The 13,486-nt window shown below is 62.2% G+C and carries 12 protein-coding genes; 5 read left to right on the plus strand and 7 right to left on the minus strand.

From position 1 onward, the window contains the following. The 3 genes from secG to RG540_RS09150 all read right to left on the minus strand — a co-directional run bounded on the left by secG (position 1) and on the right by RG540_RS09150 (position 2,356). Positions 1–462 (minus strand): preprotein translocase subunit SecG, encoded by a 462-nt coding sequence (gene secG, locus RG540_RS09140; RefSeq protein WP_038586945.1) that lies wholly within the window; start codon positions 460–462, stop codon positions 1–3. A gap of 96 nt (positions 463–558) precedes the next feature. Beyond that, complete coding sequence (gene tpiA / locus RG540_RS09145; protein ID WP_038586948.1) at positions 559–1,329, minus strand: triose-phosphate isomerase; 771 nt, start codon at positions 1,327–1,329, stop codon at positions 559–561. 142 nt (positions 1,330–1,471) lie between these two features. Further along, positions 1,472–2,356, minus strand: a complete 885-nt coding sequence (locus tag RG540_RS09150) for an alpha/beta fold hydrolase (protein WP_038586951.1) — start codon at positions 2,354–2,356, stop codon at positions 1,472–1,474. A 195-nt stretch (positions 2,357–2,551) separates the two neighbouring features. Here RG540_RS09150 and parE point away from each other — a divergent pair, with 195 nt between their 5' ends. Then, positions 2,552–4,603, plus strand: a complete 2,052-nt coding sequence (gene parE / locus RG540_RS09155) for a DNA topoisomerase IV subunit B (protein ID WP_038586954.1) — start codon at positions 2,552–2,554, stop codon at positions 4,601–4,603. Positions 4,604–4,645: 42 nt separating this feature from the next. On the opposite strand, the gene RG540_RS09160 is transcribed toward parE, so the two are convergent. Further along, positions 4,646–7,195, minus strand: a complete 2,550-nt coding sequence (locus tag RG540_RS09160; protein WP_038586957.1) for an HWE histidine kinase domain-containing protein — start codon at positions 7,193–7,195, stop codon at positions 4,646–4,648. A 251-nt stretch (positions 7,196–7,446) separates the two neighbouring features. Between RG540_RS09160 and RG540_RS09165 the strand changes: the two genes are divergently transcribed. Both RG540_RS09165 and RG540_RS09170 read left to right on the plus strand, forming a co-directional pair. Beyond that, on the plus strand, positions 7,447–8,667 hold the full coding sequence (locus tag RG540_RS09165; protein ID WP_038586960.1) for an AI-2E family transporter: 1,221 nt from the start codon (positions 7,447–7,449) through the stop codon (positions 8,665–8,667). A gap of 121 nt (positions 8,668–8,788) precedes the next feature. After that, entirely contained in the window at positions 8,789–9,229 is a 441-nt protein-coding gene (locus RG540_RS09170) for a hypothetical protein (RefSeq protein ID WP_038586963.1), read from the plus strand. Positions 9,230–9,237: 8 nt separating this feature from the next. Here RG540_RS09170 and RG540_RS09175 read toward each other — a convergent pair whose 3' ends face one another. Then, positions 9,238–10,365 carry a DUF2336 domain-containing protein gene (locus RG540_RS09175; RefSeq protein ID WP_038586966.1) on the minus strand — a complete coding sequence of 376 codons (1,128 nt, stop codon included), beginning with the start codon at positions 10,363–10,365 and terminating at the stop codon, positions 9,238–9,240. A 110-nt stretch (positions 10,366–10,475) separates the two neighbouring features. Here RG540_RS09175 and RG540_RS09180 point away from each other — a divergent pair, with 110 nt between their 5' ends. After that, complete coding sequence (locus RG540_RS09180; RefSeq protein ID WP_157884603.1) at positions 10,476–11,132, plus strand: hypothetical protein; 657 nt, start codon at positions 10,476–10,478, stop codon at positions 11,130–11,132. Here RG540_RS09180 and RG540_RS09185 read toward each other — a convergent pair. After that, the gene (locus tag RG540_RS09185; RefSeq protein WP_038586972.1) at positions 11,122–11,742 is read right to left on the minus strand and encodes a flavin reductase family protein; all 621 of its coding nucleotides are present in this window, start codon (positions 11,740–11,742) and stop codon (positions 11,122–11,124) included. The two genes, RG540_RS09180 and RG540_RS09185, sit on opposite strands and share 11 nt — an antisense overlap. A gap of 8 nt (positions 11,743–11,750) precedes the next feature. Further along, positions 11,751–12,329 carry a nitroreductase family protein gene (locus RG540_RS09190; protein ID WP_038586974.1) on the minus strand — a complete coding sequence of 193 codons (579 nt, stop codon included), beginning with the start codon at positions 12,327–12,329 and terminating at the stop codon, positions 11,751–11,753. Between the two features lie 109 nt (positions 12,330–12,438). Here RG540_RS09190 and RG540_RS09195 point away from each other — a divergent pair, with 109 nt between their 5' ends. Further along, positions 12,439–13,425, plus strand: coding sequence for a hypothetical protein (locus tag RG540_RS09195; RefSeq protein ID WP_038586977.1), 987 nt, complete (start codon positions 12,439–12,441; stop codon positions 13,423–13,425). Positions 13,426–13,486 lie beyond the last annotated feature (61 nt).

The following is a 13,486-nucleotide window of genomic DNA, read 5'->3' on the forward strand; positions in this document are numbered from 1 at the left end:
TTACTGGCCGGTCGGAACGCCCGTCGGCGCAGCCGGAGCGGCAGGCGCCGAACCGGTCGCGGGGGCCGCAGGAGCCGGCGCAGTACCGGTCCCCGGGGCTGCCGGAGCGGATGCGCCGGAACCGGACGGAACGCCGTTGCCTGCCGGAGCGGGTGCCGGTGCCGGGCCGAGCTGGTCGAGAATGCCGCCGCCCGTGCCCTGCTGGCTCTGCGGGATGCGGTTCAGGATGTCGCTCGGACGGGATTCGTACCGCGCCAGGATGCCGAGCGCCAGCGAGGTGATGAAGAACAGCGTCGCGAGGATGGCGGTCGTGCGGGTCAGCGCATTGGCGGTACCGCGTGCCGACATGAAGCCGGAGCCGCCGCCGATGCCAAGCCCGCCGCCTTCGGAGCGCTGGATCAGCACGACGCCGACGAGCGCCAGCACGATCATGAGATGAATGACAATCAGAACGGTCTGCATGAATTAAAAATCCCTGCCCCTCGACGAGGCAATAGAAGAAGATTGGCGGCTCTTTACATGAGGCCTGCGCGCATTCCAAGCCCTTATCAAAAAGCTTTAGGCCGTCAGTCCTTCATAGACCCGATAGATGGCGAGAAAATCTTCCGCTTTCAAGCTCGCGCCGCCGATCAGTGCACCGTCGACATTCTCGACGCCCATCAACTCCCGGGCATTGCCCGGCTTGACCGAACCGCCGTAGAGAATGCGCATCAGCCTGCCTTCTTCGCCGAACCGCTGGACGAGTTCTGCCCGCATGAAGGCATGGGCGATTTCGATATCCTTGACGGTCGGCGTCAGTCCGGTGCCGATTGCCCAGATCGGTTCGTAGGCGACGACAGTGTTGACGGCGTTTGCCGATTGGGGCAACGAGCCGAAAATCTGGCGTTTCAGGATGTCGAGGGTCTGGTACGCGTCGCGTTCGTCGCCGGTTTCGCCGATGCAGACGATTGCGGTCAGATCGGCGGCATAGGCCGCCTCCGCCTTGGCTCGGACCAGATGATCGGTTTCCGCGTGATCGGCACGGCGCTCGGAATGTCCGACGATCACATAGGTGCCAAAGCAGTCGGCGATCATCTCCGCGGAAATATCGCCCGTATGGGCACCGCCGAGGTTCTGGTGGCAATCCTGGCCGCCGATCTCGAGCGGGCTGTCGGTCGCCAGGGCGGTTGCGACATAAAGGAGCGTTGCCGGCGGGCAGATCAGCGTATCGACCTTTTCCGACAACGGTCCGATCACGCCGTCGGCAATCGTCTTGATTTCAGTCAGGAACTCGCGGGTGCCGTTCATCTTCCAGTTTCCGGCAACGAGCGGGCGCACATCAGGCGTCATCGGTAAATATTTCCTCTCCGTTCGGTTCCGACGAGCAAAACCGAAGCCTCCATGTATCAGGATCGTGTTTTTAGACGTATCCTGCATGAATTGGTATGCAAAAGACAGATTTTGGTTCAAGTCTTTGGTTAACGACCGGCGCTCAGTGGCTGGTCAGCAGAAAATTCAGGACCTTTCGCCAATCGACCATCCGGATCGGCGTGCCGTGGCTGCCGGTCGCAAACAGCGTGAACCGGGTCGGGTAACGCGCTGCCTTCAGCTTGCGATAGACCGCTTCCTGATCCTCGGACTTGTAGACGCTGTCGCTGCCGCCATGCGCGAAATAAATGGGGAGCTTGCGCTTGGCTAGAAGCGATTTCGGCAATCCGGGATCCGGCGGGCCGCCGAGCAGCGCCACGCCCTTCAGATACCGCACGGCCTGTTTGTCGCGGCTGATGCCCTGGCAGATGAACCCGCCCATCGACGCGCAGGCGAGGATCACCGGCCGCCCGGCCGACTGGTCGAACGCGTAGCGGATCAGCGCCGCGATATCGGCGACGCCATTGTCGCCGAACGAGGTGACGCTCGGCGAATAATAGGTGCCGCCATTGCCGGTGGCGAGGTTCTTCAGGCGGTTGAAATTGCCGCCGAACGTATAGTCGTTGACACCGAGCCGGCGGTCGCCGCCGCGGCCGTGGATGAAGATCACGGTGAAGGCGGCTCCGTCCGCCTGTCCCACCCTGGTGACATCGAGCCGGCGCCCGGCGAGGGCCAGCGTCTCGTTCTGCTGATAGCGCCTGACACCCAAGGAAACATAGTCGTCCTTGACGCGCCGTTCCGGCTCGCGATCGCGGCCGTTGATATCGCGCATTTCCTGGTAGTCGATCACCTCATTGGCTCCGCCGTCTGAGGATTGCAACACCCTCATCTGGGAGAAAAGTTCATCCTTGAAAGGCTTTATCGGCCCCTCCTGCGCCCCTGCCGGCGCGGCGGCAAGGGTTGCCAGCACAGCAAGAAACGTGCCGAAAACGAAATGAACTGTGGACATGCTTTGTTTCATCCGGTTCCTTCAACCTCGCAAGCTTGCCATGGCCCGATCGGCGCAGCATTGGTGAAAAACGACCGTTTCCATGCGGCATCGCGAAAAAGCCGGGTTTCTGGCAGAATCGCGAGTGATTCGAAACAGCACGAGATGGGTATGGCTTCCTCTTCCGCACCCCGACAGGTAGTACCGACGCAGCCAATGGATGACAATAATGACCTTTTTGCCGATTTGCCGGTGACAGCCAAGGCAGTTGCCGTCGAACCCACGCCCGCCGTCAAGGCCGAGCCCTCGACACCGCGCCCGGCGCCGACCACCCTGTCCGGCGACGACTACGGCGCCTCCTCGATCCGTGTGCTCGAAGGCCTGGAACCGGTGCGCATGCGTCCCGGCATGTATATCGGTGGCACCGACGAAAAGGCGATGCACCACCTCTTCGCCGAAGTCATCGACAATTCGATGGACGAAGCGGTGGCCGGCCATGCGGACTTCATCGACGTGCATCTCGATGCCGAGGGTTTCCTAACCGTCACCGACAACGGCCGCGGCATCCCGGTCGAGAATCACCCCCAGGTTCCGGGCAAGTCGACGCTCGAAGTGATCATGACCAAGCTGCATGCGGGCGGTAAGTTCGACGGCAAGGCTTATGAGACATCTGGCGGTCTGCACGGCGTCGGCGTTTCCGTGGTCAACGCGCTGTCCGACCTTCTCGAAGTGGAAGTCGCCCGCAATCGCAAGCTCTACCGCCAGCGCTTTTCGCGCGGCGTGCCGCAGGGCGGCCTGGAAGAACTCGGCGATGTCCATAACCGCCGCGGCACCAGGGTGCGCTTCCATCCCGATCCGCAGATTTTCGGCGATCATGCGAAATTCGATGCAGGCCGCATCTTCCGCATGGCGCGCTCAAAAGCCTATCTGTTCGGCGGCGTCGAAATCCGCTGGAGCTGCGATCCGGGCATGGTGGCCGCCGGCGGCGACATCCCGGAAAAGGCGGTCTTCCACTTCCCCGGTGGCCTCAAGGATTATCTCTCCGCCACGCTCGGCAAGGATTTCACCGTCACTCGCGAAATCTTCGCCGGCCGCACCGAAAAGACCGGCGGCCATGGCGCGATGGAGTGGGCGATCACCTGGTATGGCGGCGATCCCGAACTGCATTCCTATTGCAACACCATCCCGACGCCCGAAGGCGGCACGCATGAGGCCGGTCTGCGTATCGCGCTCACCAAGGGCCTCAAGAACTATGCAGACCTGACCCAGAACAAGCGCGCGAAGGAAATCACTACCGATGACGTGATGATCTCGGCGGTCGGCATGCTTTCGGTCTTTATCCGCGAGCCGGAATTCGTCGGCCAGACCAAGGACAAGCTCGCGACCGTCGAAGCCCAGCGCCTCGTCGAAAACATCTTGCGCGATCCCTTCGATCACTATCTTGCCGGCAATCCGGGCGAGGCTGCAAAGCTCCTCGAATGGGTCATCGAACGCGCCGAAGAGCGCCTGCGCCGCCGCAAGGAAAAGGAAGTCAATCGCAAGACGGCGGTGCGCAAGCTGCGCCTGCCCGGCAAGCTCGCGGACTGCTCGCAGAACACCGCCGAGGGTGCCGAACTCTTCATCGTCGAAGGTGACTCGGCAGGAGGATCGGCCAAGCAGGGCCGCAATCGCGCCAACCAGGCCATCCTGCCCTTGCGCGGAAAGATCCTCAACGTCGGCAGCGCCAGCCGTGAAAAGCTATCCGCCAACCAGCAGATCGCCGATCTCATCCAGGCGCTCGGCTGCGGCACGCGGACGAAATACCGCGAGGAGGACCTCCGCTACGAACGCATCATCATCATGACCGATGCGGACGTCGATGGTGCCCATATCGCTTCGCTGCTGATCACCTTCTTCTACCAGGAAATGCCGGAACTCATCCGCGGCAACCACCTCTATCTGGCGGTACCGCCGCTCTACGTCCTGCGCCAAGGCGGCAAGACCGTCTATGCCCGCGACGATGCCCACCGGGCGGAGCTGATGGAAACGGTGTTCAAGGGCAAGAAGGTCGAGATCGGCCGCTTCAAAGGCCTCGGCGAAATGATGGCGGCGCAGCTGAAGGAAACCACGATGGATCCCGCCCATCGTACGCTGCTGCGCATCTCGATCGACGACGTGGATTTCGAAGGCACCCGCGAGGCCGTCGACAACCTGATGGGCACCAAGGCGGATGCCCGTTTCCGCTTCATCCAGGAGCGTGCCGCGTTTGCGGAAAACCTCGATATCTAAGCCGGATTTCCGGCTTGGATATCTCCGGCATCGCCACGACGGTCAGCTCCGTTCGCTGAGCACTTTGGTAACGGCGCTGATCAGTGCGGCCGCCTCATAGGGCTTGCGCACAACCGGTGCCGAGAAGCTTGCCGGAATGATCGCCTTGTCGCTGTAGCCGGTCGCGAAAATGAACGGAATATTTCGGCGGATCAGTTCCTCGGCAATCGGCAGAGATGTGCCGGAGCCGAGATTGACGTCGAGGATCGCCACATCAAACCGGATGTCCTCAAGCTTGCGGAAGGCATCGGCAGCCGAGGGCGTCGTCGTCACTTTGTCGATGCCATGGTCGGCGAGCATTGCTTCCACGTCCGCCGCAATCAGCATCTGGTCTTCCACCAGCAGGAATTCGAGGTCCTGGAGCCGCGGGACAACGGTGTCGTGGCTGACGACGCTGCCGCTCTCCTCGGCTTCCAAGTCCGCCAACTCCTCATCGCCGTGGATATGTTTCGACGGCACCACGAAGCGGGCCCTCACCCCTTCGGGCGGATATTCGATCTTTGCCTCGCCCTCGAGCTCGTAGGGCACGCTGCGGGTGATCAGGACGCTGCCAAACCCGGCCCGGGACGGGCGGCTTACCGACGGCCCGCCATTTTCGGTCCAGACAAGCTCGCAATCGTGGTTGGCAAGCCGTCGCCACTCGATATCCAGCTGCCCGCCATTAACGGAGAGCGAGCCGTATTTGGCCGCATTGGTCGACATCTCGTGCAATACCAGCGCCATGACCGAAAACGCACGGCTGTCGAGCCAGACGCGCGGCCCCTTGAGTGTGACGCTGCGCGTCCCCTCGCTATAAGGCTTCAGCTCAGCTTCGAGAAGATCGGACAGCCCGCCGCCGTCGCCGCCGCGCACCACCTGGTCGTGGGCAAAGGCGAGCGCCTGGATGCGTCCCTTGAGCGAGCCGATGTAATCCTTGAGGCTGACTTCGGCATCGACCGAATGGCCGACCAGCGCCTTGATCACCGAAAGGATGTTCTTGACCCGGTGGTTGAGCTCCTCGTTCAGCATCCGCTGACGCACGTCCGCCTTGCCGCGCTCGTCGGCCAGCAGTTCGTTGTGGTGGAGGACCACCTCGACCAGCACGGCTCGGATCGCATCGGCGATCTCGCGGTCGCTGTCGCTCCAGGGCTGGGCTTGCCGATGCACCATCTCCCTCCAGATCGCGAAACTCTTGCGGGGCGTCAGGCGGTCTCCGAGGGGCCCCGTTTCATAGGATTTCTCAGGATTGCCGGCCCAATTGACCGTCTGCACCATTTCGCGGCGGAAGAAGAACAGGTAGTCGCGGGGTCGCTGGGAAAGCGGGATGGCCAGCACGCCGCAGATCGTGTCGGGAGAGATGCGTATCCCCGGAAGATCCGTGGAGAGCTGGAAGCTGGACCAGATCTTGCCGCCTGCGACGCCGCCGACAAGTTCGGCGAGCTCTGCGATCAGGTCCTGCGGCGGCACGGCGCCTTCCTCGGTCAACACGCCCCCGAGCCACAGGCCTATACCATCACAGGCCAGCATCTGGCCGAACTCTGCGAGCGAACTGCGCAGCAGCGCGGTGATATCCGCATGATGGGAGGCGGCCTGCAGGAAGCGGTCGAGCGACCGCCGAGCCTGGCCGGCAGTCTCCATGAGCTGTCGCTGCTTCAATGCACTCAGATGCAGCGAGAAAAATTCTCCAAAAGTCTCCGCCGCCACACGCTGCGGCATCGAGAGTACTTTTGGAGAATAGTGGTGGCAGGCGATCAGGCCCCACAGCTCGTTATCCACCACGACGGAGATCGACATCGACGCGGCGACCCCCATGTTGCGCAGATACTCGCAATGGATCGGCGAAACGCTGCGCAAATGTGCGAAGGACAGATCGAGCGCCTCGCCTGCCTCGTCGGTTTCCGGCACGATCGGGATGCGAGGATTGCCGGCGTCGGAGATCACCCGGATAGTGTTCTTCACGTAAAGCGCCCGGGCCTGTTTCGGAATGTCGCCCGCCGGGAAATACTGGCCCTTGAAGCTTTCGAGGTCGCGTCTCTTGTATTCGCTGACGACCTTTCCGGCACCATCCTCTTCGAAACGATAGATCATCACCCGGTCGTAGCCGAGCATGGCATAGATCAGCCGCACCGAGCTTTCGATCAGCCGGTCGAGGCTGGCGACGTTGCGGATGCGGCTGATCAGCATGCGCGCCACTTCGAGCGGCTGGTCGGAATCGGTCGAGGCCGGTTCGAACTCCAAGATCACCTTGGACTCGAAACGATGGATCGAAACGTCGAAAGCGGCACCCGAGGCAAACTTGAGGCCATGCCGAAGCGCAGGCCGCGCCGGATTGTCGGACGTGGCGAGTGCATTGCGCAATGTGTGGGCCGCCTCCCCGCCAACGATATCCTCCAGCCGCTGGCCGTTGATATCTCCCGTGATCGCGAGCATGTCCGCCACGTTGGCGGAGTGCTGCACGACGAGGGATCCGGCGGCATCGCAGGCAATAAGGCATCCATGAGGTTGAATGCTGCCGGGGATATGGATCGGCTCTCGGTCGCAATTGGTAAGATCGACCGTATCCCTGTGAGGCATATTACAAGTCCCTGAAGGCGGTCCGGCCAATAGATGGGACAGCAGACGCTTCGGCATTCCATCGAGGCTGGGAAAACTTCATCAAGAAGGTTTGTTCCGTACTTCCGACTATGCCGGAAGTAATTTCATATTTCTATCGCATCCGCCGTCTAGGGCAAGGAGTAAGCTTCCTTTTAATGGATGACGCATTAGTCTTGTACCAGGCAGCCTCATAAGCCATATGATGGTGAAAATGAAAAAAAGGAAATGCGGTGAGCGGAAATAACGATCGCAAAGGCCCGAAAGAGCCGCGCTGGCTTGGGCCAGTCGCACCGAGCAGGGTCGCGCTCATCCCGCCGATCTCCGCTGCTCGCTGGCTTCTCGTGCTTGTCGTCGCAGCAGGCATCTATTTCTTCCACGGCTTCCTGGTCCCGGTTCTGGCCGCCCTGGTGATCGGCTTTGCAAGCTGGCCTCTCTACCGTGAACTGCAGCGCCGCACGGGTGGCAACACGACGATTGCCGCCTCACTTGCCATTATCTTCATCCTGGCCTTTCTGATCGTGCCGATCGGCATCGCCATCTCCTACACGATCGGCGAAGTGCGCCAGTGGATCATCTGGGCGGCCGAAGTGAACCGTTTCGGCGCGCCGCCGCCTGCCTGGATCACCGGCCTTCCCTGGGTCGGCGAATGGCTCGGCATCCAGTGGGTCCAGCATGTCGGCTCGCCCGGTGCGGTCGGCGAACTGATCCAGATCGTCTCGGGCGCCAATATCGGCAATATCTACCGGGCCATCGTGGCCGCCGGCGACGGCGCTTTCCATCTGGTTCTGACGCTGCTCTTCATGTTGATCGCGCTGTTCTTCGTCTATCGCGACGGCGGCTCCTTCAGCGAGCAGATCGATCTTCTCGGCGAGCGTATCCTGCCGACCCGCTGGGAGCGTATCTCGCGCGTCGTTCCAAGGACGATCAGCTCCACCGTGACCGGCCAGACGCTGATTGCAATCGGCGAAGGCATCGTGCTCGGCATCGCCTACTGGATCGCAGGCGTCCCCTCGCCCGTGACGCTCGGCGTTTTGACCGGCCTGATGGCGCTTATTCCGGGCGGCGCGCCGCTGTCGTTCTCGCTGATATCGTTTTATCTCGTCGCCAATGGCGCCTACTTCGCCGGCGGCGGTCTTTTCCTCTGGGGCACGGTCGAACTCTTCATCGTCGACAAGACGCTGCGGCCCCGCCTGGTCGGCGGCCCGATCAAGCTTCCCTTCCTGCCGACATTCTTCGGTCTCGTCGGCGGTGTCAGCACCATGGGCTTCCTCGGCCTGTTCATCGGCCCGGTCCTGATGGCGCTGCTCGTGTCGATCTGGCGCGAATGGATCCGCGAAGTGAAGATGGCCGAAGTAACCGAGGTTGAAACCGTCGACGTGCCCAAGGGGCCGGCGACATCGCCGGAGCTTCCCCCCGATCTTCCCGTCGTCAGGAAAGTCTCTTCTCCATGAAGATGCTGAGCGGATCGGGCTGGTAATCTCCGAACGGCCCGATGTGGCGGATCCATTGAAGCTGCCTTGGTCGGGCCAAGATTGCTCGCTTTAAGTCGCTCACCATAATTCGGGGGACACCATGAATTCCGCACTGATTGTCATGACCATTCTCGGCTGCAACGACGCCGGGACGGACTGCCATTATATCGCGACCGCGGAAAACCGCTGGCCGAGCATCGAGATGTGCAATTCGGTATCGGAACAACAGCTCTCCGGTTATGCCAACCAGGCCTACCCGATGCTCATCGCCGTCTGCCAGAAACCGGAAGCGACGGAGATCGCCAAGGCGCCGGTGCCGCAGTCGCGACCGGAGACCACGATGCCCGCACCATCGGCAGAGCCAGCCGCTACGCCTGCTCCGGAACCGGTGACGCAACAGGAGAAGGAAACGCTTGCGGGTCGCGCCATCCAGCGGGTCAAGACCGTGCTGCCGACCACCGAAGGCGTGAAAACGCTGATGACCAGCCCTGTACGGCTGGTCGAGAATGGCTATTCCTGGGTTGCCAAGAAATTCCGATAAGCTGGCGGTTACGCCGCCAGCGACACGCCGCTGGCATAAGACCGCGCGCTGAGCCGGACCTCCAGCCTATGCAGCTTTTCGATCATGTCGAGAAGTTCGCCGATCGGCGAAAGCTGCATGTTCGGCCGCTGGAATTTCTCGAGCAACATGCCGGCGATATTGTCGAGCGTCCCGTCTGCCGCCGCTGTCCGCCAGAGGAAGACCGCTTCGACGAAAACGGCTGCGATATCCCGCCCGAGGCCCGAAGCTTCGAAAAGCGCCCGCACCGCATGCATGCGGCCCGTCGCGAGAATCGCTCTCACGCGGCGGTCGTCGAGCCCCGAGAGCGAGACCATTGCGCCGGCGAAGAAATCGACCTTGCCGCTGCAGAGCGCGTGGATGAGGAAGGCAGGCGTCAGCCGTCCGGCCGCGCGCAGATGTTCGACCAAGCCGGGGATTTCTTCCTGCAGCACGGTGCCGGCGATGGCGACGGCCGCAGCCTCGCCCGCTTCTCGGGTCATGTGCTCGATCCGCGCCGGCGCCATGCTGGTCCGCACCAGTCCGGAGCCGGCAAGTGCCGCGGTAATGTGGTTGACGAGCATATGGCGGGCATCCGCCGGTAGCGCATCGCGTTCCAGCAGCAGGTTGCGGATCTGGCAGCACTGCCCGAACCGTTCCGCGATCCGCCTGAGCGAAATCCGGGTGATCGAGGCGGTCTCGTTTTCCAGCAGAAGGGTGACTTCGCATTCGTCGCCGATCTCGGCGATCGCGGCGGCGATCCCGCGCGAAAGGTTCGGCCTTGCGGCGATCATCGCACGGGTCAGGCCGTCGCTGCGCCCGGCAAGATCGACGAGATCGTTTTCGGTAAGGACGGGCGAACAGGCGATGACCGTGCAGGCGATCTCCGGCTGGTCTTCAGCAAGGCAGACGATGACGGCCCGCGGCGCATCGGGGGAATCCGCCAGAGCCTCCGCAAGCGCCAGGCGCACGTGCGGCGACGGGTCGTCGAGCAGATAGGTCATGGCAAGGGCTGCGGCGCGATGCTGCTCGCTGCCCATCGGCGAGTGGAGATAGGCCCGGCCGAGAGCATTGGCCGCCTTCGCCCTCTCGCCTGTTCTTGCTGTTTCAGCCCAACGAAGAAATGCCTGTACGATCACACTCGGCCTCGACTACACATGCCAGTTCGAATCTGGCTGGCTTGATTACTCACGCTAGTGGCAAAAAGTTTAAGATTGGTTCACCACGTTCCTTAACCATGGCGAAGTCCTTGAAAATACGGTCCTGGCTTGTCGTCGACCCCTCTGTGGGGGCCGCAACGGTCCGTTCGGCAGGCGCGGATGCGATCGTTGTCGACCTGACCGGTCCACCTGAGTCGTGGAATGCAGCTACGAGTTTGGATCGCCAGTGGGCTGACCTGGCGCCGGACGGACGGCTTGCGTTCCTTCTGCCGGCTTTTTCTTCGGGAAGAACGGAGGCCGCCGTCGCGCTCGCCAGCCAGTACGGCGCCGCCTCGGTAATCCTATCCGGCGCCCGCAGCGGGGCCGAAGTCCAGAGGCTCGATGTGGCTCTGCGGGTGGCGGAAATCCGTGCAGGGCTGGCACCGGGCAAGACGCAGATCGTTGCGCTTGCCGATGCCGCCGGCATCCTTGCTGCCCGGAGCTTCGACCACTGCAGCCGCCGCCTGGCGGCCCTTGGCTGGGAAGGCAGCTATAATCCCTTCTCCGATACCGCGCGCGTTGCGGCAGCGACCATCGCGCTCACCTCCGCCGCCGCAGGCATAACGGCGGTCGACGCCGTCTCACCGACTGTGGACGCTGCTGCCTTCCTGTCTGAATGCGAAAGAGCAAGAGCGAACGGCTTCTCCGGCAAGCTGTGCCGCAGCCTCGATCAAGTTGCGATCATCAATCGGATTTTCAGCGTTTAGGTTCGGCGCCGGCCGGCCGGGTCATTTCGAACACGTCGGCGCCGCCGTCGGCGAAATCGCGGTAACCCATGCGCGCGATCGGCCGCGCAAGCCCCATGTCGATCCGTCCGCCCCGCAGGATCTCTTCGCTGATATGGATGCCGACCACTTGGCCGAAAACCATGTAGGCCTCGGCACCCTGGCCGTCCAATCCCACCGGCTGGATCACCTGCGTGACGCGGCATTCCAGCACCGTATAGGCTTCCGCGACGTAAGGCGCATCGATGAGTTCCGCCATCTTGGCGGTCAGCCCCGCCACCTCGAATTCGCTGACGCCATAAGGGACGGCTTCCGACGAGGCGTTCATCTTTTCGGCCAGATGTCGGCTTGCGAGGCTCGCTGTAAAGACGCCGGTTTCCTCGGCGTTCTTCAGGCTGTGCTTGCGGCCACTGGAGGAAAACATCACCAATTTGGGGCTGTCGGAAACGGTGTTGAAGAAGGAATAGGGCGACAGATTCATCGATCCGTCCCTGCCCTTCGTGCCGATCCAGCCGATCGGGCGGGGCGCGACGATCGCTTTGAAGGGATCGTGCTTCAGTCCATGCTGGTTGGTATCGGTCGTGTAGAACATCGAAAACCCTATTCGCCGGCGTAGGTGACGATCTGCGACAGTTCGGGCCGGGGGCGGTCCGGCGTCGCGAAATCGCTCGAGCCGATATGGATGAAACCGGCAATCTTTTCGCCCGGCTTCACACCAAGGAGCGCCAGCGCCTCGTCGTCATAGGCGATCCATTCGGTACGCCAGTTGGCGACGTAGCCATGGGCGTTTGCGGCCATCAGCATGTTGAAGCAGACGGCGCCGGCAGAAAGCGCCTGTTCCCATTCGGGGATCTTCGGATGCGGTGCCGCGGTGCTGACGACGGCGACGACCAGCGGCGCGCGGGTGAAGCGCGCCAGCTCCGCCTCTCTGGCGGCATCGGTCATCTCGGGCGTCTTCTTGAGCGACAGAGCCAGGAACTGTTCGCCGAGCGTGCTGCGCACGTCGCCGCGATAGACGATGACGCGCCAGGGCGCGAGCTTGCCGTGATCCGGAACGCGGGTCGCCAAGGTCAGAATCGCCTCCAATTCCTCCCGCGATGGGCCTGGCTCCTTGAACTGTGCTACTGGCGTGGAATGCCTGTCGCGCAGAAAATCGATGAGTTTAACGTCATTTTGCATGGTCAAAGCTTCCATTTGGAGCTGGCGCGGTGGGAAGGTCTTGAAATTGCCTTGTCATTGGTCTCAAGTGCCGTCTCGGAAAACAAGAGTCAACCGGTAGACAACACAGATGGCAGGTACTTCCCTTGCGGCACGCTGGTTCCTCGCCGGAGCGATGGCTCTCGGCCCGGCATTCGGCGCATTCGCTCAGGAAGACGCCTTCAAGAATTTCCGCACGCCGGACAGCACCGGCAAGATGCCGAAGCTCAACGCTTTCTCGGCTCTGCCGGGCGGCCCGCCCGGTATTCTCTCAAAAGACGTGCAGTTCGACGCCAAGCTGACGTCCGACGGCCAGCCCATGCAGGAAGGTCTTACCTGGCGCGTTTTCAGCCCGATCGCCGGTGACGACGGCAAATTGCCGCTGGTGGCCAGTTCCGAAGGCGGCTCCGCGTCATTCCAGCTCGCCCCCGGCGATTATTTCGTCAATTGCGCCTTCGGCCGCGCCGGCGTCACCAAGAAACTGAAAGTCCCCGAAAGCGGCAATGTGCCGAAACAGACCCTGGTGCTCGATGCCGGCGGTTTCGTCCTTAATGCGGTTGCCGGTACCGACCAGCGCATCCCGCCCAAGGAACTGAGCTTTTCGGTCTATTCTGCCGAAGTGCGCGACAATGGCGACCGGGCGCTGGTGATGTCGGACGTCAAGCCGAATACGGTCGTGCGTCTGAATGCCGGCACCTATCACGTCGTCTCGGAATATGGGGACGTCAATGCAGTGGTTCGGGCCGACATCCAGGTGGAAGCCGGCAAGCTCACCCAGGCGGTACTGCAGCACCGCGCCGCGCAGATCACCCTGAAGCTCGTTTCTCAAAAAGGCGGTGAAGCGATCGCCGATACGGCCTGGTCGGTACTGACCGCCGCCGGCGACGTCGTCAACGAAAGCGTCAGCGCTTTTTCCATGATGGTCTTGTCGGAAGGCGAATATCTCGCCGTCGCCCGCAACAAGACCAAGATCTATCAGCGCTCGTTCACCGTCAAAGCCGGACGAAACACCGAGGTCGAAGTGCTGATGCGCGATACGCCTCAGGTGGCGGGCGGGGTCACCAGCGACCGGAATTGACAGGTCCGGGCAGATTTTGCCGGACCTTCCGCCAGCCTGACAGATCAGTCCTCCGGAAGTC

Origin of the sequence: Neorhizobium galegae bv. orientalis str. HAMBI 540, from assembly GCF_000731315.1 — a bacterium.
In the GTDB taxonomy this organism is placed as follows: Bacteria; Pseudomonadota; Alphaproteobacteria; order Rhizobiales; family Rhizobiaceae; genus Neorhizobium; species Neorhizobium galegae.